Annotated in this window: 17 protein-coding genes; 7 read left to right on the top strand and 10 right to left on the bottom strand. The window is 23.4% G+C overall.

Annotated features, from left to right (window positions below):
* Positions 1-300: 300 nt before the first annotated feature.
* The 3 genes from T523_RS00540 (at position 301) to T523_RS00550 (ending at position 2,492) form a co-directional block, all read left to right on the top strand.
* Positions 301-951 carry a DUF447 domain-containing protein gene (locus T523_RS00540; protein ID WP_042706898.1) on the top strand — a complete coding sequence of 217 codons (651 nt, stop codon included), beginning with the start codon at positions 301-303 and terminating at the stop codon, positions 949-951.
* A gap of 188 nt (positions 952-1,139) precedes the next feature.
* On the top strand, positions 1,140-1,418 hold the full coding sequence (locus T523_RS00545; RefSeq protein ID WP_042706900.1) for a hypothetical protein: 279 nt from the start codon (positions 1,140-1,142) through the stop codon (positions 1,416-1,418).
* 357 nt (positions 1,419-1,775) lie between these two features.
* Positions 1,776-2,492, top strand: coding sequence for a hypothetical protein (locus tag T523_RS00550; RefSeq protein WP_042706902.1), 717 nt, complete (start codon positions 1,776-1,778; stop codon positions 2,490-2,492).
* A 192-nt stretch (positions 2,493-2,684) separates the two neighbouring features.
* Here T523_RS00550 and T523_RS00555 read toward each other — a convergent pair whose 3' ends face one another.
* From T523_RS00555 to T523_RS00575, 5 genes are all read right to left on the bottom strand, one after another.
* On the bottom strand, positions 2,685-3,080 hold the full coding sequence (locus T523_RS00555) for an HIRAN domain-containing protein (RefSeq protein WP_042706903.1): 396 nt from the start codon (positions 3,078-3,080) through the stop codon (positions 2,685-2,687).
* Positions 3,081-3,320: 240 nt separating this feature from the next.
* The gene (locus T523_RS00560) at positions 3,321-4,112 is read right to left on the bottom strand and encodes a J domain-containing protein (protein WP_052334574.1); all 792 of its coding nucleotides are present in this window, start codon (positions 4,110-4,112) and stop codon (positions 3,321-3,323) included.
* Positions 4,113-4,563: 451 nt separating this feature from the next.
* Positions 4,564-4,806 carry a hypothetical protein gene (locus tag T523_RS00565; protein WP_042706905.1) on the bottom strand — a complete coding sequence of 81 codons (243 nt, stop codon included), beginning with the start codon at positions 4,804-4,806 and terminating at the stop codon, positions 4,564-4,566.
* Positions 4,807-5,201: 395 nt separating this feature from the next.
* On the bottom strand, positions 5,202-6,356 hold the full coding sequence (locus T523_RS00570; RefSeq protein ID WP_042706907.1) for an MFS transporter: 1,155 nt from the start codon (positions 6,354-6,356) through the stop codon (positions 5,202-5,204).
* Positions 6,357-7,544: 1,188 nt separating this feature from the next.
* A complete protein-coding gene (locus T523_RS00575) occupies positions 7,545-8,276 on the bottom strand; it encodes a 4Fe-4S double cluster binding domain-containing protein (RefSeq protein WP_042706908.1) in 732 nt (243 codons plus the stop codon).
* 421 nt (positions 8,277-8,697) lie between these two features.
* Between T523_RS00575 and T523_RS00580 the strand changes: the two genes are divergently transcribed.
* The 3 genes from T523_RS00580 to T523_RS00590 all read left to right on the top strand — a co-directional run bounded on the left by T523_RS00580 (position 8,698) and on the right by T523_RS00590 (position 11,575).
* Entirely contained in the window at positions 8,698-9,297 is a 600-nt protein-coding gene (locus T523_RS00580; protein WP_042706909.1) for a DUF2284 domain-containing protein, read from the top strand.
* 161 nt (positions 9,298-9,458) lie between these two features.
* Positions 9,459-10,010 (top strand): phosphatase PAP2 family protein, encoded by a 552-nt coding sequence (locus tag T523_RS08690; protein WP_052334575.1) that lies wholly within the window; start codon positions 9,459-9,461, stop codon positions 10,008-10,010.
* Positions 10,011-10,216: 206 nt separating this feature from the next.
* Complete coding sequence (locus T523_RS00590) at positions 10,217-11,575, top strand: MATE family efflux transporter (protein WP_042706910.1); 1,359 nt, start codon at positions 10,217-10,219, stop codon at positions 11,573-11,575.
* A 126-nt stretch (positions 11,576-11,701) separates the two neighbouring features.
* Here the strand turns inward: T523_RS00590 and ade are convergent, their stop codons facing one another.
* The 5 genes from ade to T523_RS00615 form a co-directional block, all read right to left on the bottom strand.
* Entirely contained in the window at positions 11,702-13,450 is a 1,749-nt protein-coding gene (gene ade, locus T523_RS00595) for an adenine deaminase (protein WP_042706911.1), read from the bottom strand.
* A gap of 408 nt (positions 13,451-13,858) precedes the next feature.
* A complete protein-coding gene (locus T523_RS00600; protein ID WP_198016016.1) occupies positions 13,859-15,364 on the bottom strand; it encodes a DUF11 domain-containing protein in 1,506 nt (501 codons plus the stop codon).
* Between the two features lie 767 nt (positions 15,365-16,131).
* Positions 16,132-16,404, bottom strand: a complete 273-nt coding sequence (locus T523_RS00605) for a hypothetical protein (RefSeq protein WP_042706913.1) — start codon at positions 16,402-16,404, stop codon at positions 16,132-16,134.
* Positions 16,405-16,627: 223 nt separating this feature from the next.
* On the bottom strand, positions 16,628-17,851 hold the full coding sequence (locus tag T523_RS00610) for an ornithine cyclodeaminase (RefSeq protein ID WP_042706914.1): 1,224 nt from the start codon (positions 17,849-17,851) through the stop codon (positions 16,628-16,630).
* Between the two features lie 542 nt (positions 17,852-18,393).
* Positions 18,394-20,760 (bottom strand): right-handed parallel beta-helix repeat-containing protein, encoded by a 2,367-nt coding sequence (locus tag T523_RS00615; RefSeq protein ID WP_156929568.1) that lies wholly within the window; start codon positions 20,758-20,760, stop codon positions 18,394-18,396.
* Positions 20,761-21,667: 907 nt separating this feature from the next.
* Here T523_RS00615 and T523_RS08695 point away from each other — a divergent pair.
* Positions 21,668-22,006: a TrmB family transcriptional regulator gene (locus T523_RS08695; protein WP_052334576.1), complete on the top strand. Its 339-nt coding sequence runs from the start codon at positions 21,668-21,670 to the stop codon at positions 22,004-22,006.
* Positions 22,007-22,136: the final 130 nt, after the last annotated feature.

The raw sequence follows: 22,136 nt of genomic DNA on the forward strand, positions 1-22,136 counted from the left end.
TCAAAGTTTATTTATAAACAAAATAAAAACACAAACAAAAAACTATTTACAAAAAACTAAAAACACAATAAAAAAAATATCTACAAACCAACCAAAAACACAATAAAAGATTAACTAAATAAAATTAAAAAAACTATTTACAAACAAACCCAAAAACCAAACAAAATAAAATAAAAAAAATTATTTACAAACAAACCCAAAAAACAATAAAATCTTAACTAAATAAAATTAAAAAAAATATATAAAAATTAATTAATAAAAATCAATAAATAATCAAATAAGAATTTAAAGGTTGATAATATGGACATTGATATTAGTTTAGTTGGAATGGAAAAAGGAAGTCAGTATGAAACTATAATAACTAGTTTATGTGATGATGGTAGTAAAAATGCTGCTCCTTTTGGAACCATTGCATATAGTAAAGATGAATTAATGTTTCGTATTTTTAAAACAAGTCTTACTGCATCAAATATTTATAATAGACGTGAATTTGTTGTAAATATTACAAACAAACCACAAATATTCACATTATCAACAATAGGAAATTTAACAGATGATTACTTTACAGAGGATAAAGAAGCAATCTTAAAAGATTGTGATGCATACTTAAAATGTGAAGTAGAAACACTTAAAGAAGCATGTAAAAAACATGATCCAGTAGCATCTAATGGAAAATCTTATATTATTAAAGCAAAAGTTACAAAGATTGTTAAAAACAAAGCATGTCCACAAATAGTAAATCGTGGATTATACATGCTTATAGAATCACTTGTTAACTATACACGTATTGATATAGTTGATGATGAATTAAAAAAATATTATCTAGATAGATTCTCAGAAGATCAAAGAGTTATAAAAAAGGTAGGTACAAAAGATGATAAAGAATCTATTGAGATACTTAAAAAAGTACTAGAAAATAAAGGATATAAAATAAAGAACTTTGAACCTTAGTTTATTTAAAACTTTAAAACTCTAAAAAACGCAAATCCTGAGGATTATGAACCTAAATAAAATATCTTCTTTGAATACACAGGAAAACAAAGTAAATATATAAAAGCTAAACATTTTACAAGTATTGATAAATATAAAGGTAAAGATTATGATGATGCTGAAAGAATAAGAGATAGGAGGATGAGAAAATGAAAGAAAAAAAGTACCCTATGACTTATGAAGAATATGAAAAAAGAGTTATTGAAATATTTCTCAAAACTGGAGATTACGCTACTCGTGAAGAAAAGTTAGAATTTATATATGACGATTTATTAAAAAGGGATCCAGACTTTATTAGAAACTTATATAGAAGTGATTGTTTTAAGTATGATCATCCTAAAAAATGTAAAATAGTTGATCCAGAATATCTTTTTTCTGATGAAAGATTATTAATCCAGCCAGCTCGATTATTAGAAATGCTTTGTTGAAGGAGATATTTTTAAATTAACTATTTTTTATATTGTATTTTTGTAATTAATTGTTAATTACAATTTATTTTTAATATTAATTTTTTAGTTTATCTTAATTTATTTAAAACATTGAACCTCTAAAAAATCTCAATTAAAAACCTAATCCAAAAACCAAATAAATAAACCTCAAAACACTAATAAACCCCATTAAAAACCTAATTCATTTTAAAAATTTAAGCTCCTAAAAGAATTTATTCTAAATTCAATTAATTAGAAAAAATAATTTAATAAATAAATATATTAAATTTAAAAAAGAAAGAGATAAATATTATTCAAAAATTAAGAATAATATTTAATAAAAAATAGGGGGAAAATATGAATAAGAAACTTTTAACGACTATTATAATTATCATAATTATTGCTGCTGTATCTGGAGTAACTGCTTTTGTCTATTTTTCAAATCCAAATGTTCAATATAATAATATTAAGATGAGTGAAAGTTGTAGTATGGATATTCCAGTATCTAATAAATTAACAAATACAACAATTGGAGATAATATCTCTGTAATAAATGATACTCAACATGATCTTATTATAATGTATTATAATAGTAATTCTGATAATTTATCTTCTGATTTAAGTGATGGTGTAAAACTTGCATCAACAAGAGATTCATATAAAATAGGTGCAGAACAACAAACACTTAACAACCAATCAGTATGGTATAATAAGGACACTAAGTATTATATGGCATTCCTTGGAAATGATACTACACATGATAATATTTTAATTGTTACTAAAAATAAAGATATTTTAACTCATATAATGACAAGTATACATTATTTCCAAGTAAATACTACAGTTAGTACTGATTCAGTAAGTACCACTACCAGTAGTCCTAAAACTAATCATAAAAATAAGACAAATAAAACAAAAGAAGCTAATACTACTGTAAACTTCTATGAATTTAATTATTACGATGATTCTAGCTATAATTATGATAGTGGCTCTAGTGGAGCTAGTAGTAGTGGTAGTAGTGGTAGTAGTAGTAGTGGTAGTGAAGAATATAGTTATGATGACTATGCTGCATAGAGAATAATTAATTTCTCAATAATGTTTAAATTCGTATACTATACATAAAGTAAGAGTATTTACTACTCTTATTTTTTTCTAATTTTTTAATATATTAACTTATTTTAAATCTAAACTTTTTATTAAGCTATATTTTTAAATGATTTCAAAGTATATTCTTTTTAAAAATAAATCAATAATTTATAAAAAGGATTAATCTTTTAAAAATACATCACATTTAATTGATTTATAATTTTCAAAAGGCTCTGATAAACTAGTAATTACACCATATAACTCTTTTCCACCATCCATTAAATTAGCTAATACCAAATTTTTATTTTTTGGAACATAACCTACTTTTTTATTATTATATTTTATTAAAATAGCATATGAATCATATCTATTACATTTTTCTCTAGAAAGTTTTAGAATATCACCTATTTTCATATCAGATAAAATCTCATCAATATCTTCAATATAATATAATCCAGCAACATGAATATTAATTAAATAAATATCTTCATCAAAAGATTTAACTTTTCCACCTTTATGAATATAACCTATAAATTCCCCAATATCTGAACCAGTATATTTTTCAATATTTGACATTTTAATCAACCATACTATATCTATTAAAAACTTTTAAAATAATATACTCACTAAGATTTCAAACTCAATAGATATTTATTTTTAAAATAATATCTAAAATTACCTAATAAATAATAAAATAAACCTAATCAGAACATCTAAAATTACCCAATAACTAATAAAAACCTAATAAGAATACCTAAAATCACTAATTAACTAATAAAATAAACCTAATCAAAATATCCAAGATTACCCATTAACCTAATCAGAATTAATATTCTTATTAAAATCTTTTACCTCTTCTAATTTTTGATTTAATTTATTATTATAATACTCTAATTCTTCATCTTTATCTTTAATCAAAGATTTAAGATCATTTATATAATTTTCAATTTCAGTATCACTAGATAATAAATCCATTACAGTATAAGGATACTTTGATCTTATTTCAGAAATCTTTAATTTAAAATCAATGATTAATCTATTTAAATCTGCTTCAGTTGAAAAATCTACATCAAATTTAGAATCTGGAGTTATAGCATATAATGTTTCTAATTTTTTTAAATCACCCATTTTAAAAGCATCTGTAACTTCCATAAATAAAGTTTTCTCAAATTCATCTTGATCTTTGTTTAAATCAGGATGTAATCTTTTAACAAGTATTTTATATATTTTCCTAAGTTTTAATGAATCTTCCTCAGAAAGTTCTGAGAATTCATTTTTATTTTTTAAAACATTTGATACTTCATCCATTGATTCTTTTAATTTTTTATTATAATCCTTAAATTTAAGTTCTAATTTTTCATCAATTACTTTGATATCTACTTGATTTTGATGATTAATCTCTTTTTGGATTAGTTTGATTTTTGCTTTAATCTTATCTATCTCAAAATCTTTTTTATATATATTATATTCAAGTAATCCAAAATTAAGAATATATTCCCTCTCTAAACTAGGACATATTTGATTTTTAAGAGATTCATATTCAAAAACCAAATCAGATAATTCTTTTTTTAATTTTGTATATTCAAAGGAAACTGCAATATTAGACATAATTAAGATTTTAATCTAAACAATATTTAAATATTAATGTTATTAGTAAAAATACAATTACCTAATATTATATTATACTGAAAAATGTTTTATTTAAACAGATAAAAACTTAAAAAACACATCACTTAACATAGATTTTATTTAAACACATAAAACTTTAAAACAGATTACTTAACATAAAATTTATTTAAAACCAGTAAAAACATAAAAAACACATCATTTAACACAAATTTATTTAAAACCATATAAAACTTAAAAAAACAGATTATTTTATAATACATTTTATTTAAACACATAAAAACTTAAAAAATAGATTATTTAATAGTCTACTATAATAAAAACAATAAAACACAAAAATAGTTTAAAATAAGTAATTTATATAAAATGAAAAAATAGAAAAAAGAAATCAAAAAGTTAATAGAACTTTTACCAATAAATGGAAAAGAGTTTTTTACTCTCCTCCACCATTGTCAACATCACCTTTAGAATATGCATAATATGCTGCTATAATACCAATAATAAAGTAAATGACAACAGCATACCATGGGTTTGGTTGTGTGAAATAATATATTGCATAAGCAATAATTAAAGTTACAATCCAAGCACAAATTCCTGAGCCAGTTTTACCTTGAGCAGCTTGTCCAATTCCAGGTAAGAAAAAGGATATAACTGCAGCACTATTTTTGCTTACCATATTAATCCTTCCTTCTATAATTTCTATTAAAAGGTTGTATTTATTAATATATAAAACTAATTAAACTTATATAAAAAATCAAAATAATATAAATAGATATTTAAAAATATACAAACAAAGAATAAGGTTTTGTACATAAATAACTACAAACAATTAGTATATAATAAAACTATTTTATAATAAACTTAATATAAAGCTATAAATAGCTTAAATAAAGCTATTTTATAAAAAAATAAAAAAATAATATTTTAAGACATAATTAAATATATTATAATCTCAAAAAATTAAAAATTAAGAAATATAATACCCAATATAATTAAAAAATTAAAACTCTAAAAAAAAACTAAAAACTATAAAAATTTCTAAATATAATTAAAAATTAAAATTAAAAAAAATTAAGAATTATAAACACTTTTAGGTATAATTAAATACAATAAGATAAATGAAAGTATCAATGGAAAGATTGCACCTAAAAATATAGACATTACACCAAAATCATTTACTAAAAATCCACCTATAGATGTACCAATTGCAATACCACCATTAAGAATACATAAAAATATTCCATTTGCAAGTTCAGGAGATTCTGGAAGTAATCTTCTTTCAATATATTGCATTACAGTATAACCTGCACCATCAAGTATTCCAATAATCATCATCAATATTACAGCATATATTTTTATTCTAGCAAACTTGTATAATAAAATAAGTGTAATGATTCCAATAATAGATACACTAAATATAGCAAATCGAGACTTATTTTTAAGTAATTTCCCATAAATTCCTGTTCCAAATATTGATATTAATCCATATACAAATAAAATTAAACTTAAATTATAAGTATAAATATGATTAACTGTTTGGAAAAAGTAAGACATATAATTATAAATTATACTTATTCCAATTGGATACATAATAATTCCAATAAAAGAAACAATATATTTCTTAGATTTAAGTAAATTATAAGGTAATGGATTGGATTTTTTTAAATTAGGCATTCTTGGAAAACCACAAATTAAGATAAGAGGTATAAAATTAATTATACTTAACCATAACATTACTGCCTTATAACCTAAAAGAGTACCAATAGCTGTTGTAATTGGTAGACCTATTATACTTCCAATTGATATACCAAGTAATATTTTTGTAACATAATCTTGTTTTAATCCTTTAGGAGCTATTTCTTCTGCTACTGTAAGTGCAATACTTACAAAACTTGAATAAAAAATTGCAGGTAAAATCCTACAAATTAATGATATAAGAAGATTATTTGTAAATATTGATATTAAACTACTTATTACAAATATTGAAAGTATTGAAATAAAAACTGTTTTTCTTTCAAATCTTTTAAAGATAAGAGGTAGAAATAGTCCTGTTAATGCTATTGTATATGTAAAAGAACTAACAAATAATCCAGAAATTGCAATAGAAATATTAAAATATTTTGATATTTCAACTAATATACCAACTATACTAAGTGGTGTATTAACTGCTAAAGTAGCAAATGCTAAAATATAAACCATTATTCTAGAATCAGTTATTTTAAACATTTTATTAATTCCTTTTTTATAAATAGACAATAATATTTTTTTAAAAATTATTTAAATTAAAAAATAAGTTAACTATAGTCATATTACTTTAATTATTTAAAATTAAAGTTTCCAATAAGAAACCAAGAAAATATATTAAAAATCAATAAAAATAATTTTAGAAATAAACTAATAAATTTAGATTAAAATAAATTATAATAAAATAGTAAAATTAATAAAAATTAATTTAAATTATTTAAAATTAATTTAAGTAATTAATTTAGAATAAATTCTATAATAAATAATTAATTAAAAAAATTAATAAGATTAAAATATAATTAAGCACTTAAAAGATTATATATTAATAAAAATATATTTTTAAAATCATTTAAACTTATATAAACCATAAAATTATTAGAAAACTATTAAAAACTATTTTTAAAAGTAAAAAATAAAAAGATAGTGATGTATATTAGATAAAGCTATTTAAAACTATTTTTAAAACTTAAAAATAAAAAAATATTAATATATATTAAATAAAATTATTAAAAACCATTTAAATTAAAAAATAATTGATATTAAGATATAAATATTAAAATTAAGACATATAATAAAAATACGAAAGTTTTATAAAAATCAAATTATAAGAAATTAAAACTATTAAAAGTAATTAATAGAAATTCAAGAGGTATATTTCAAGTGTAAAATTATTAAGAATTAGTCATATATTTCAAGTGTAAAAATTATAATAAGATAAGGTAAAATAAATAAAACAAATAGATAATAAGTAAAAATAAGATAAAAATAAGTTCTATAATAAAAATAAGAAATTATAACAAGATAAATAAAAAAATAAAGAATTTGAATAAGTATAGTTATAAATGAACACTTATAACTTATAATTAATGGATTTTATAAGAAATATCAGTAAAAAAATTATAAAATATTTAATTTAAAGAGATTAAATTAAACAAGTAAATAAAATTATTAAAAATAAAATACTTAATAAAAAGCAAATTAATATAAAAAATAAAAAACCTAATAAAAAACTAACTAATACAAAATCTAAAAAAAATAAAAAAATCAATACTTAATAAAAAACCAAATAATACAAAATCTAAAAAAAAAATAAAAAAATCAATACTTAATAAAAAACCAAATAATACAAAATCTAAAAAAATAAAATATTTAATAAAAAAATGTAAAAAGCTATTTTAAAGCTTTACGTAGATATTTTTGAGTATGAGGACAAACATAGATACACATACCACATATAGTCAATTCTTTATTTAAATTTTTTAAAGAAATCTTTTTAGCTGCTTTTAAACATTTTTTATAATCAAAAAAGTCTTCTCTTTTTAAATCAGCAGCCCATTTAAGTCCTGAAACTGCAGAGCCTGGACAAGCATCTCTACATTCTATACATCTACTACCACATAATGATCTTGTAATAGGTTTCCCATATTCAAGTGGTGCATCTGATAAAACAGAAGATAAACGTAATGCAGAACCATAATCCTTATTTACAAACATTGCACATTTACCAACCCATCCTAAACCTGCTTTTGTTGCAACTGTTTTATAAGGTAATGTATTTCTACAATCATCATTATAAACAGCATTATAACCTGTTCTAGCTAATGTTTGAGCATAAGCATTATAACCTAAACTTTTTAAATATTTTTCAACATCAATAGCAATAGAATTTAATTTATCATTAAGATGATTAAAGTTTTCAAGATACTCTTCAGTTGGACCATTAGATAAATTATTTATAACTTCTGGTTTAAAATGAATGAAAAAAGAAATACCTGACTTTACTTTAAAATTAAGATTTTCACCATTAATATTACTTATATTCATATCTTCTAAATTTGCAAAACCTACCTCATTTGCTCCTTTTGATAAAATAAAATTTCTTAAATCTTTTGATAATGACATGATACAACCTATAAATTATTAATTAGTGATAATTATTTAATTATTATTTATTAAATTTAATCTAAAAATAGAATTATCATTTAAAAATAGTCTATTAAATTAACAATAAAATAAATTAAAACACCACACCAAAATTAACAATAAAACAAATTTGAATAAAATTAAATTAAAATTAAAATAAATAGTTTATATAGACTTAATTAGATTAAAACTAAGAAAGTTTAAATATTAAAACAATTAAAATAAAATAATATAAGTAAATATTAATTTGCTTTATTAAAATATCTTTTTTTAAAATTAATTTAATATTCAAATTGTTTTATAGATTTAATATTATGAGATATTTTTTAATATAATTAATATAACAATCGTTAATATTTAATAGTAAATATAACAATTGTTAAAACAGAGAGATGATAATATGGAAGAAGAAATAAATTTTGATAATTTTTACACTACAGAACATGTTGAAGGAAGTATGAATTTAAAAGAATACATAGAAAAATACTATGATGAAGATGTAGAATACAAATTATGTAAAGAATGTCCTAATTATGGAAAAGTATGGATGTGCCCACCACATAGAGAAAATTCACTTGATGTATGGAAGAAATTTGAAGAAAAATATGAAAAACTAGATTTTATAATAACGAAAATCAATTTCACGAAAGAAGCAAGATCAAGAAATTACAGTTTAGATGAAATCCTCATGAAAATTGTACCAAACACATACAATAAAGAAAATTATAAATTAATGGCAGATTTACGTAAAAAAGAAAAAGAAACAGGTGGACTATTTATAAATGCAGGACCATGTATTTTATGTACAAAAGGATGTCAAAGACCCTTAGGTAAACCATGTAAAAAACCAGATAAAGCAAGAAGAGGATGGGATGAACTTGGAACCAGAATATGTGAAGCTGTAGAAGATCACACTGATTTAGAATTAAAATGGTTTGATTTACCTAAAGGAATAATACCAGAATATACTTGTGTAATAACAGGATTTATGCACAATTAAAACTAAATACTTAAAATTTTATAATTTTAAGTATACTACTTTTTCTTAATAATTCAAGCATAAAAATTATTTTATAGCCATTAATACAAATAGAATAATAAAAAATTCTACTTCTTTATATTAATAAACTAAAGTTATACAATATAGTAATAAGGGAAAAAATGCTTGAAGAATTATATCAAATAGATACAAATATCTTATACTTTTTTAATAAAAACTTATCAAACCATATTCTAGATGACTTACTAAGATTATACACCATTGACTTTTGGCATACAATACCTGCATTTGTAATAATAATCCCAATACTTGTTTTAATATTAGATAAAAAAGAGGGTAAAAAGCTATTTAGTTTATTTACAATAAGTTACATCTTAAGTATAATCTTATCAAGAATTTTAAAATATACAATACAAAGATTAAGACCACTAATTACTGAAAACTTCATAAACAAATTAGTAATTGAAAAAGGATATTCTTTCCCATCAGAACACACGTTATTTGCATTTTTAATAGCTACAATATTATCTTATAAATATCCAAAATATGCTCCAATATGGTTTATACTTGCAATAATAATGGGAATAGCAAGAGTATATGAAGGAGTACATTATCCAAGTGATGTTATATGTGGTGGATTAATAGGCATTATAATAGGATATCTTACAATACATAATAAAAATAGGATATATAAATTATTTAAATTAATATAAATTAGTAAATAATTTCAAAAAAAAAAACATTAAACAAGGTTATATTCAAAAAACCATCAAAACAGCTAAAATGATTAATTAGCTATTTTTTAAGAAAATATTTAAAAAAATAAATCCTATAAATTATTCAATATTAAAGAATTTAATACATAGTAATTAAAATAATATAAAAACCATATTATAAACAATGTTTAGTTGGGGATAATATGGTAAATAAAAATATAGAGTTAATGAGAGGAAATCCTGAAAATGCTGTAAAAAAATTAGCTATTCCCATAATGATATCAATGCTCTTAACTGCATCATATAATATAATAGATGGAATATGGATAGCAGGACTTGGACAATCAGCAATTGCAGGAATTGGATTTGTAACTCCAATATTTATGATACTAAATGGAGTAAGCGTAGGACTTGGAAGTGGAGCTACAAGTAGTATTAGTCGATTTGTAGGTGCTAAAAATCACGAAAAAGCAAGTATATCTGCAGAACATTCATTACTAATCTTTTTAATAGCATCAATCATACTAACAATTGTACTTCTTCTTATTGAAAAACCACTACTTATATTATATGGAGCAAATGGACAAACATTAATTGAAGGATTAAAATATGGAACCCCATTATTTGCAGGTTTATTTGGATTCATGTTTGCAAATGGGGCAAGTGGTATACTACGTGGAGAAGGTGATATGAAAAGAGCAATGTATGCTGTTATAGTATCAGTTGGATTAAATGCAGTACTTGATCCTATATTTATTTACATATTAAACCTAGGTTCTGCTGGAGCATCAATTGCTACAGTAGTAAGTAGTGTAATATCAGCAATAGTAATTATGTATTGGATTTTAATAAAAAAAGATACATATGTTGATGTTAAACTAAAAGATTTTAAATATGATTCAAAAATAGTAAAAGACATTTTAAAAGTAGGTGTTCCTGCATCAATGGACATGTTTATTATGTCTATTGCAATGAGTTTATACTTAATATTTATATCAATGATATCTGGAGAATATGGAATTGCAGTATTTACAACAGGACAAAGATTATATCTTTTTGCAATAATGCCATTAACAGCAATTGGTAGTGCAGTAACTGCAGTTGTTGGAAGTTCATTTGGTGCTAAAAATAAGGAGTATATTTCAAGAGCACATATTTATGGAGCTAAATTTGGAGTTATATTTGGAACAATTGTAACAGCAATACTTGTTATTTTCTCAACACCTCTTTCAACAATATTTGCATATACAAATAATACAGCAAGTTTAATTCCAGGAATATCAACATTTCTAAAGATAGCATGTTTATCTCTTCCATTTACTGGTGCTGGAATGGTTTCAAGTTTCTTCTACCAAGGAATTGGAAAAGGAACTACAAGTTTAATGTGGACAATAATAAGAGAAGTAATATTTACAGTTAGTTTTACATACTTCTTTGGAATATACATAAACTGGGGTTTAATTGGTATATGGCTTGGTCTTGCAATAGGAAGAACACTTGCAAGTATTTTAAACTTTAGTTATGCAAGATATACCATTAAAAAAATTAATTTTAGAAATTAATATATTTTCAAAAAACTAAAATAAAACTCAAAAACAATATAAAGAAAACCTAAAATAAAATAAACACTTAAAAAGAAAAAAATAAGAATATGTATATATTAAAATATATATTTAAACTATAAAATATTAATTATCCTCATTAACTACAAGATCTACAAATTCAAATTTATTTGAATCAAATAAACCTTTATCAGATAATTTAAGTGAAGGTATAACAAGTAATGCTAAAAATGACATTGTCATAAATGGAGATTTTAATTTACAACCAAGTAATTTAACAATATTTTGAAGATTCCTTAACTTAAGTGAAAGTGTTTCAACACTATCATTACTCATTAATCCAGCAATAGGTAATTCTAAAATTTCTTTAATTTCATTCCTACGAGATACAACAGCAATACCTCCATGAAACTTATTAATAAGATTTACTGCATCAGCCATATTTTTATTATTTGTACCAACAACAATAATATTATGAGAGTCATGTGCTACAGAAGAAGCAATTGCAGTATTTTTAATTGAAAAACCTTTAACAAATGCATTTGCAACAGTATTAGCCCCATACCTATTTACAACAGCTATTTTTAAAATATCTCTATCTTCATTAGCTTGTAAAATATGGTCTTTAACTTCAACTTCTTTTTTAATTTCTTCAGTAATTAAAGATCCATCAGAGACTTTAATGACACGAACTTTAACTTTATCTTCATCACCATCATAATAAATATCAAAGTCTTCAGGTTTTACTTCACGAAGATTAACTGTATTTTCAAGTTCAGCATCCTCTGAATCAAATAATACTTTACCATCTTCATATACACATTCGCCACCAACAAATGTTTTTAAAACATTAAAGTTTTCAAAATTATCTATAAGAACAAAGTTAGCTCGTTTACCTGGTTCAATTGAACCAGAATCAAGATGATAATGTTGAGCTGGATTTAATGTAACCATTTTAATTGCTTCAATAGGAAATACATCATAATCTATTAATCTTTTAACTAAAACTTCAAGGTGACCTTCTTTTAAATCTTTAGGATTCTTATCATCAGATACAATCATGTCAAATATAGGATTCTTCATAAGAGTTTCTAAATCATCATGTGAAAACTCATCTGCATCATGAGAATTAATAAGATAAATCCTTCTATCATTTTCATTTAAAATATCATCAAAATTTTTAGCAGAGGAACCTTCACGTACTAAAATTTTCATGCCTAATTTTTTCTTTTCAATAGCTTCATCAAAACTAGATGATTCATGGTCAGTAGATATACCTGCATTAACATATTTAATTAAATCTTTACCAGTAAGTAATGGTGCATGACCATCAACAGGTTTATTAAGTAATTTTGCTGCATCAATTTTTTTATAAACCTCTTCATCATCATTAATAACACCAGGGAAATTCATCATCTCTCCAAGACATACTACTTCATTAATATTTAAAAGCATAGAAACATCTTGACTATTTAAAACTGCACCAGAATTTTCAAATGAAGTAGCAGGAACACAACTAGGTGCAGAATAATAAAAATCAAATGGTACTTTCTTACCATTATTAATCATGAAATTAACACCACGAATACCTAAAACATTTGCAATTTCATGATCATCAGCAATTACAGAAGTTGTTCCATGACTAACTGCAGCTTTAGCAAAATTAGAAGGAGTAAGCATAGAACTTTCAATATGAATATGAGCATCAATAAAACCAGGAAGTAAAATACCATCAAAATCAAAATCAATATCTTCAAGACTATCTGTAGCTATTGGTATAACATCAGTTATATAACCATCTTTAATCTTAATTTCTGCTGGATACATATTATTAAACTTAACATCAACAATATTTGCAGTAATTATTTTTTCCATAAAAAATCACTCTATACTATCTAAATATATTATCAAAAAATATAAATTTTTATGTTTTTAACTAAGAGGATATAAAATAAAAAAAACTTTTTTATGATTGTATTTTGAATTATAAGTAATATTAGAAAGTATTTTAAAAATATATACATTTATTCTTAATCAACTTAGTAATGAAAAAAAGATCTTTGTTTAAAAAACTATAAAATAGACATTTTATTGAAATCTTATGAATTTAGAATAAAAATCGTTTTCTAAACCAAAAAATAAATGAAATTGATAAATTTAAATTTTTATATAAAACAAGTTTTCAGAAAAACCAAAAATAAAAAAAATAAAGCCCCAATAAAAACATGACCTCAAAAAAAAAACTAAAAAAAATAAAAAGAAAAAAATAGTAAAATTAAAAATCTATTTTTTTCTATAATAAGACGCTAAAACTAATCCACCAATAGCAATTAACAATATAAAAATAGGGTTTCCTGTTTTATTATTAGCAATGTCTTCTTTAGATAAATTTAAAGCTTTATTATTAGATTTATTATTAGGCTTTGTATTATTGGTGTTATTGGTATTGTTAGTGTCATTTTTAATAGAAACAACTTCAGTAACATTAGTTGCATTAGTACGGTTTGTTAAATCAGAACTAACATATACAATATTAGTAAAATTACCTGCAACAGTAGTTTTAAATACTAATTCCAAAATAATTGTATCATTAACATTTAAAGTATTCCCATAATTAAAAAGATTATTATTTCTAGTCCACCCCTCACCAAAATATGATTTTAAAATTAGCTCTTTAGGATAACTTTCAGTAACTGTGATATTATTTAAATCAACATTACCAATATTTTTAATAATAATTTTAAAAATTACGTCTTCGCCAGAATTTACTTTTTTAGTAATTGTAATTTTTTCGATATTTAATTTAGGATCTTTAACAAAAGTAGTATTATTTGCAGTTTTATTATCAGTTTCATTACTAGATACAATAACGATATTTGTTATATTACCTGCATGAATAACCTTAAATCTAATATTTAGTTTGGTAGTACCATTTACTGCTAATGGACTATTTAACTTAAAAAGGTCATTACCATCATATGTCCAATTTCCATTTACACCAAGATATTCTAGTGCATCTGGAAATTCCTCTTTGACAGTAATATTTCCCAATTCAACATTTCCAGTATTATTTATAACTATATTATAAACAATTGTATCCCCAATACGTGTATCATTATTTACTAAAATTTTTTCAACAGTAAACTTAGGATCTTTTACAAAAGTTGAGTTCTCTGATTTTACCTGTTCTGGATAACCAGGAGCCCACAAATTCACATGATTATACAATTTACCAGGTTTTGTTGTATTATAAGTAACATTAAATCTAATTTCATAACCTGGATAAAATGGCCACCATTGAGCAATTGGATACTCCCAACGATAAAAATCACCTAACCAAGTTTTTTGTAATCCTTTAAATTGTAAATTACTTGCATAAGGTTCAATAGAATCATAATGAACAAATACTAAACCTTCATCAGCCCAATCATCAATGGTAATAGGACTATTATAAACTGGTTCCCAACCTACATTTTTTACTATAATAGTAAATGTTACCTGTTCACCTAATTTTACAGTCTCATTAAGAGTTATTTTTGTCACATTTAATGTACATGGACTACATCTTAAAACATTAGAACCATCAGATTTCAATATATTTTTATCTGAACTATTATTTAAAGAATAATTTGGGACATCATTTTCAGTATAAGTATTATTAAGATTACTTGCATCATTATCAGTTTGATAAGTATCATTATAAGGTAAATCAGTACTTGAGATATTCGAATTAATGTGATCAATATCTGAAATACCTGTATTATCTGATGCGCTTACTGTGTTAACCACTAAAAATATAGAAAAAATAACTGCCAGTAAAATTAAAGTCTTTCTAAAATTAAACTTCATCATTAACTCCTAACCTATTATTTTTATTTAAATTGAATTAAATTATTTATATAATATTAAAATAAATAAAACGCTATTTTTAATATTTTTAAATTATAAACATTTATTTTGATTATTAAATTCTAATAAATAATTTAATTTAAATAATAAATCCATTAATCCAATATTAATCAATTCATATATTAAACTATTAAGAAAACCATCAAATTATTAATATACAAATTAATAATCATACTTAATTTTTATATAAAAATTCCAAAACATTTAAACTGAAATATTACATGTAAAAACCAAGTAGATAGTCTTATTTTATAATTTAAAGGTAATAAATATTTCTAAATCTTATAAATTAACTCATAAAGTTAATAAATAGTGTAATATTAACTCATAAAGTCAATAAATAAAAATAAATAAAAATTAACCCATAAAGTTAATAAATACTATAAAATCAAGGAAGTAAACCATAGATTCAAGAGTTTAAAAATATCTTTAAAATTAGTAGATGGACTATATTAAAAATATAAAAAACACTATAAATTAAAAAAAATAGATTAACTAAAAGATTGGATTAAAGAATAAATATAAAAATAAAAAATATCTGAAATGAGATAAACAGATTAAACTAAAAAAAATAATAAAAACAAGAAAAACAGATTAAATTAAAAAATATACAATTAGATCAAGAAAAAATAATAAAACAAGAAGATTTAACTAAATCTTTCTTCCATGTCTCCAACGTAGCTATGTCCACCAACTAAACTCCTATTTTCATCGTACTCCAATATTGAGACACTGCTGGGATATTCTGCAATCACAATAATTTTACAATCAGAATCATTATATTCTAAAGTAAATTTCTTATCATCGTTTTTTAATATAATTGCGTCATTTAAAACTTTATCACTTACTTCCTTATCCCCATTTTTATCTAAAACAATTGGTGAATCATAATGTTTTAAAACTTCTTCAATACTTGCCATAATTAAACCTTCATATAAAATAAGTTAAAATACAATAAAAGACATTTTTAAATTTTTATTAAACATATAAATAAAGCGACTAAAATAACTAAAAATATTTTAATAGTCTAAGTGATTAAAAAAACACTTAAACAAAATATTAATAGCTTTATACTTAGAAATCACTTAAGTATCTAAGACAATGCTTTTAACCATTCCCCATACAATCCCAAATATAATATATTTAGTCATCACTGTGTATTGCATCGTACAATACTGGAAGGAATGCACCAACATCAGTAACTACACCAAGAACTTGTGCACTACCCCTATCTGCAAGTTTAGTTACTGTAGATGGGTTAATATCAACACATACACTACTTACACTAGAAGGTAACATATTACCAACAGCAATGGAGTGTAACATAGTAGCCACCATAAATACCATATCTACATTCTGAACATATTTACGCATAGCCTCCTGTGCTTCTTGTGTATCAGTAATAACATCAGGCAATGGTCCATCATCACGTATAGATCCTGCAAGAACAAATGGAACATCGTTTTTAACAAGCTCATACATGATTCCGCTTTTTAAAGTTCCATCTTCAACAGCATTTTTAATAGAACCTGACCTATTAATCTTATTAATTGCCCTCATATGGTGGGAATGACCATTAGTTACAATTTCACCAGTTTTAACATTAATACCTAATGAAGTACCTAAAATATCGCATTCAATATCATGGGTTGCAAGAGCATTTCCAGCGAATAAAACATCAATATATCCTTCTTTAATTAAATTTGCAACAACCCCTTGTGAACCAGTGTGAACAATAGCAGGTCCACCTACAAATGCAATTTTTCCACCATTTGCTTTAATCCTTTTAACTTCAGCTGCAATATCTTTTACAGTACTCATTAATGGTTTTTCACTAGAAACATCACTGTTCATAAATTCAAAAGCATTTGTTTTTCCTCTAGGTTTTTGTGGACGGGAAACTTTAACTCCATCAATTCCAACAACAACCATATCTCCTTTTTTAATAGAACCAATAGGCCTACAATATGCCTCTTCTTTTTCTTCATCAATTACAACAGCACAATCCATTTCAATATCGTGAACCATTAACCAGTTACCCTTATATAATACATGAGTAGTATGGTGTGTAGTTGAGTAAAATCCTTCAGGAAGAACTTTATCTTTAGGAGAGGGAACTAATTTAGCTTCTTTAATTTCAGCAATAGAAACACCAATAGCTGAAAGTTCATCTAAAATCTCATTTAGTTTATCTAAATTTTCTGCATATACTGCCATTTTAGCCCTAGATATGTCAGATTTGTTTTTACCAACACTAATATCTAAAACCTCAAAATCTCCTCCTTTGTCCATAACGATATCAAATGTTTTTGAAAGAACAAGTGAATCGATAATATGACCAGAAAGTTCTATTTCACGTTTAAACATTTTTATTCTCCTACACTTTTATGTATTAAAAAAATTTATCTAAAGATAAATTATAATAAAATTTAGTTTTTTCATATATTTAAATATTTAGATTATTGGTTTTTTATTAAAAAAACCAATTAAATTTTTTTAAAAACTGAATAAAAACAAAAAATATTATATAAAAAACCAAAATAACTGAAAACTTAGCCACATAATTATAATCATAATTTATTTTATATGAAAATCTATTAAACCATCAATATTATCATCATATTATTAAATTAAAGCAATATAAAGATAAAATAAAAATTTTAAAATAAAAATATGAGAATTACTATAAATATTATCTATATATAAAAAACAAAAATAAACAGCCCATAATTAAATAAATAAAGCTAAAAAACTGTAATTTATAAAAAAAGATTAATACTATTTAGATAAACATGAAAAACATGAAAAATGCATTAAAAAAACATAAAGACTGAAAACATGAAAAACCAAAAGTTACATGGAAAAAATAATAAAAAATAATTACTTAAAAAAGTAATTATATTTAAAAACTATTTTTTATTATTACCCTTAAAACCCCCAAACAATAATAGAACTAATGTTATTATTAAAATAAATAATGGATTTCCAGTATTGTACATAAATCCTTTATCTCTATTATTGGAATTTACTTGTGGTGTACTGTTTGTTGTATTGTTATCTGATTTTGGAGTATTATTTGTTGTATTGTTTGTACTGTTGTTTCTTTTGTTATTTGTTGTATTGTTTGTATTATTTGTAGTGTTTGTGGTGTTGTGATGGCTTACAGTTGTATTGTTTACTGCATAGGACAAGGTTTTGTTCAAGTAACCTGCACTAACATTATTGTTTAAAACACCCTCTTTAGTGGTATTAAATAACAGGATGATGTTTCTTGATTCACCTAGGTTTAAAGGGCTTGTTAAAACCCAAATGTGATTTCCTTCATAATCCCATAAACCAGTACCGTTAACGTAATCATAATAATTGAGACCAGCATCATAATCAGAATCATTAATAAACATGTCATCAAGTGTTAAATTACCATCGTTCCTTACAGTAATATTGAATCTAACCAAATCACCGACAACAACATTAGAATCCAAAGTATCTTTAAGTACTGTAATATTGTCAACACCAGAAAGAATTTTAAACATGAACATGTTCTGATAGTTATTTGCAGAAAATGAAGACCTGAATAGATAATTTAAGACTGTGCCGTTATCCAAAACTTTAGCAGATACTGAAGGAATACGTTCGCCAGCATTATACCTTCTAATGGTATCCTGAATAACGGTATCATTTGATTCTAAAAAATTAGTATCTGTAAAATCCCAAATCCATTGTTGGATTAACTTAATATCTGTACTATTTAAATTAGAACTTTGATTTAAATTATGGTATATTAACAATTTGACATATTCACCAACACAGGCCCCATTGAGATTATTCTTAATACCATCTAAACTAATTGAATAAGAACCATAATAAGGTTCATGATTGTGTTTTTCTGCACAAAAACCAATATATCCATCACTAGTCCCATTGTATAAAGTTCCATCCATGATTGGATAGTTATATACTTTAACAACAGAGCTATTGGTGTCATTTATTACTCCATAAGATAACACCACAATGTCTGAACCATTAGAGCGAGGATTAATAACACTTACATTAGATACCTGTAGATTATTACTACATATTGCAGAACCTAATTCACATGTATTATTAATAAACCTGGAATTAGAAACATTTCCACTAAATAAACTTACAGCACCACCATAGTTTAAAGCACTATTATTAATAAAAGTACAGTTATTTATATAATTACTCTCACCATCAGAGATAATAGCACCACCAGCTACTTTCGCAGAATTATTGATAAAACTGGAGTTAATGCAGGTAACATTACCAGCACTATAAGTTATAAACGCACCACCAACATAATTTGCAGTGTTATTAACAAAACTACAATTTTCAACATACAAGTTATCACCATACATGAATACTGCACCACCCTGACTTGTACTGGCATTTCCATTATTAACGAATGTTGAATTAATTATACTAGCACCATATTCACCATAGATAGCGGCGCCCTGATATGCAACATTACTAATGAATGTTGAATTGATTACTTTAAAATACTCTGAAGGCGCATAAATTGCACCACCTGCACCCCAAGCATAGTTATCAATGAATGTACAGTTTATTACGGTAATACCACCAGAATCAAAAATTGAAGCACCAATACGCTTATAACAATCTTTAAAAGTAAATCCTTTAATAGTAAGATTGGAGGCATAATTAGTTAATCCACGACTAGTTTTACCACCTGAAATAACAGGATTGTTTATACCGATTATAGTCAAATCATCTAGGGACACCCAGATTTCACCATAATAAGTTCCCTCCACATAGATGGTTTTAATGTTGTGATTTCTGCAGTAATCAAAACCTTTATCAAATGTTTTAAATGGAGATAATTCAGATCCATCGCCAGCATCATCACTACCATTACTAGAAATATATACTGACTTATCACCTGTAAGTTCATTATCCTTTTGAATAAAAGAATTTGAACTAGAAACTAAACTCTTATTAGAATTATTAGAGATTAGACTATCCTCAGATTTAGAATCAGAATCTAGAGCATTATTAGAATTGCAGTTAGCAGCATAAGCTGAAACATTACTAGAACCATAATCCAAAACACCATTAGTAGAACCATGATTAGAGGCATTATCAAAACCAACAGAAGAGTTATATACCGAAACATCAGTTGAAGAGATATTATCAGAATTTGCAGCAAAGCTCATTCCAATACAAGACAATAGAACAAACAAACATGATAAAACAATTAGTAATTTCCTAAACTTTAAGATATTCTCACCCCCCATTATATCATTAATTAATAGTATATGTTTGTAACATATAAAACTTTTTTATATATCTTTAAAATTAAAAAAACCAAAATAAACAAAGTAATTACAAGAAAAATAAAATATATACAAAAAATAAGGAAAATAGAGAAAAGATATAAAGACAAATAGAATAAAAACTAAAAATTATATGAAATACAATATTACAAAAAAATAAAAAAACAAAAATACACAAAAAATAAATAGAACTAAAGATAAAATATACAAAAATACAAAATAATAAATAAAAAATAAATAAAAATGAAAACAAATAAAAAAAATTTAATAAAACAATAAAATGAATTATTTTATATAAATTATCAAAATCAATTGATTTATAAAAGACATTAAGTAATCAATAATGGTTGAAATTACTTAAAAATCAAAATAATATCCTAATTTTAAAGAATAAAATAATATAAAAGTTTTTTATAAGAATTTTAACTTTTTATAATTACTTAGTTACAAAATCTTTAAATTATTGTTTTTTTAAAATAAAGATAATGAATTTTAAATTTTTTAATAGATAAATTAACTACAAAAAGTAAATGCTATAAACAAAGCTTATATTAAAAGATATTAAATTATTTTCATGAAAAAATAATTTAAAATAAGAAATTTTAGTTAATTATCCAATAAATAATATAAAAGAGAAATATTATTTAATCATATAATTATCAAAATTAAAAACAAAAATACAATCAAAAAGTGAAGACATTTAATTAGTTAACTAAGTATAAGAATTAGATCTTATTAAAAATTAAGCTATAATTAAGCGCAAGGATTAACTCATACTAAAATTAATTAAACCTTAACTAAACACAAACAACCATATTAAGAAGTTTAATTAAAATTCATAAGATAAAAAAATGGAGGATGTGAGATTATGGATAACATTATATACTCTTTAAAAATATTAGGTTTAAGCCATTATGAAGCAGAAGCATATATTAGCTTAAATAAGTTAATTTCAGCAAAAGCAGATGAAATATCTGAACTTGCGAATATACCTAGAACAAAAGTATATTATGTTTTAAAAGAGTTAGACAAAAAAGGATTTATTAAAATAGATCATGGAACAAGGCCTTTAACATATACAGTTATCCCTCCATTTAATGTATATAATAATAAAAAAGAAGAGCTTATTAAAAAACTTAACGAAAGTGGTGAAAGATTAAATGAAATATACAATAATCAAATAAACGAAACACAAGCGCCCGTTTGATTAATAAATTCTTCTAAAAATATTGTAAACAAAGAACTAGAATTAATTAGAGAGTCTAAAAAATCAATATATATAAAAATTGGTTTCTTATTTGAAAATGAGGATGATGAATTAATCAACACATTAAAAA

Origin of the sequence: Methanobrevibacter wolinii SH, from assembly GCF_000621965.1 — an archaeon.
Lineage (GTDB): Archaea > Methanobacteriota > Methanobacteria > Methanobacteriales > Methanobacteriaceae > Methanarmilla > Methanarmilla wolinii.

What these genes read in the sequence shown, in the direction of transcription:
- T523_RS00540 (WP_042706898.1), top strand. Translation starts at nt 301, where the DNA reads ATGGACATTGATATTAGTTTAGTTGGAATGGAAAAAGGAAGTCAGTAT.
- T523_RS00545 (WP_042706900.1), top strand. Translation starts at nt 1,140, where the DNA reads ATGAAAGAAAAAAAGTACCCTATGACTTATGAAGAATATGAAAAAAGA.
- T523_RS00550 (WP_042706902.1), top strand. Translation starts at nt 1,776, where the DNA reads ATGAATAAGAAACTTTTAACGACTATTATAATTATCATAATTATTGCT.
- T523_RS00555 (WP_042706903.1), bottom strand. Translation starts at nt 3,080, where the DNA reads ATGTCAAATATTGAAAAATATACTGGTTCAGATATTGGGGAATTTATA.
- T523_RS00560 (WP_052334574.1), bottom strand. Translation starts at nt 4,112, where the DNA reads ATGTCTAATATTGCAGTTTCCTTTGAATATACAAAATTAAAAAAAGAA.
- T523_RS00565 (WP_042706905.1), bottom strand. Translation starts at nt 4,806, where the DNA reads ATGGTAAGCAAAAATAGTGCTGCAGTTATATCCTTTTTCTTACCTGGA.
- T523_RS00570 (WP_042706907.1), bottom strand. Translation starts at nt 6,356, where the DNA reads ATGTTTAAAATAACTGATTCTAGAATAATGGTTTATATTTTAGCATTT.
- T523_RS00575 (WP_042706908.1), bottom strand. Translation starts at nt 8,276, where the DNA reads ATGTCATTATCAAAAGATTTAAGAAATTTTATTTTATCAAAAGGAGCA.
- T523_RS00580 (WP_042706909.1), top strand. Translation starts at nt 8,698, where the DNA reads ATGGAAGAAGAAATAAATTTTGATAATTTTTACACTACAGAACATGTT.
- T523_RS08690 (WP_052334575.1), top strand. Translation starts at nt 9,459, where the DNA reads ATGCTTGAAGAATTATATCAAATAGATACAAATATCTTATACTTTTTT.
- T523_RS00590 (WP_042706910.1), top strand. Translation starts at nt 10,217, where the DNA reads ATGGTAAATAAAAATATAGAGTTAATGAGAGGAAATCCTGAAAATGCT.
- ade (WP_042706911.1), bottom strand. Translation starts at nt 13,450, where the DNA reads ATGGAAAAAATAATTACTGCAAATATTGTTGATGTTAAGTTTAATAAT.
- T523_RS00605 (WP_042706913.1), bottom strand. Translation starts at nt 16,404, where the DNA reads ATGGCAAGTATTGAAGAAGTTTTAAAACATTATGATTCACCAATTGTT.
- T523_RS00610 (WP_042706914.1), bottom strand. Translation starts at nt 17,851, where the DNA reads ATGTTTAAACGTGAAATAGAACTTTCTGGTCATATTATCGATTCACTT.
- T523_RS00615 (WP_156929568.1), bottom strand. Translation starts at nt 20,760, where the DNA reads ATGGGGGGTGAGAATATCTTAAAGTTTAGGAAATTACTAATTGTTTTA.
- T523_RS08695 (WP_052334576.1), top strand. Translation starts at nt 21,668, where the DNA reads ATGGATAACATTATATACTCTTTAAAAATATTAGGTTTAAGCCATTAT.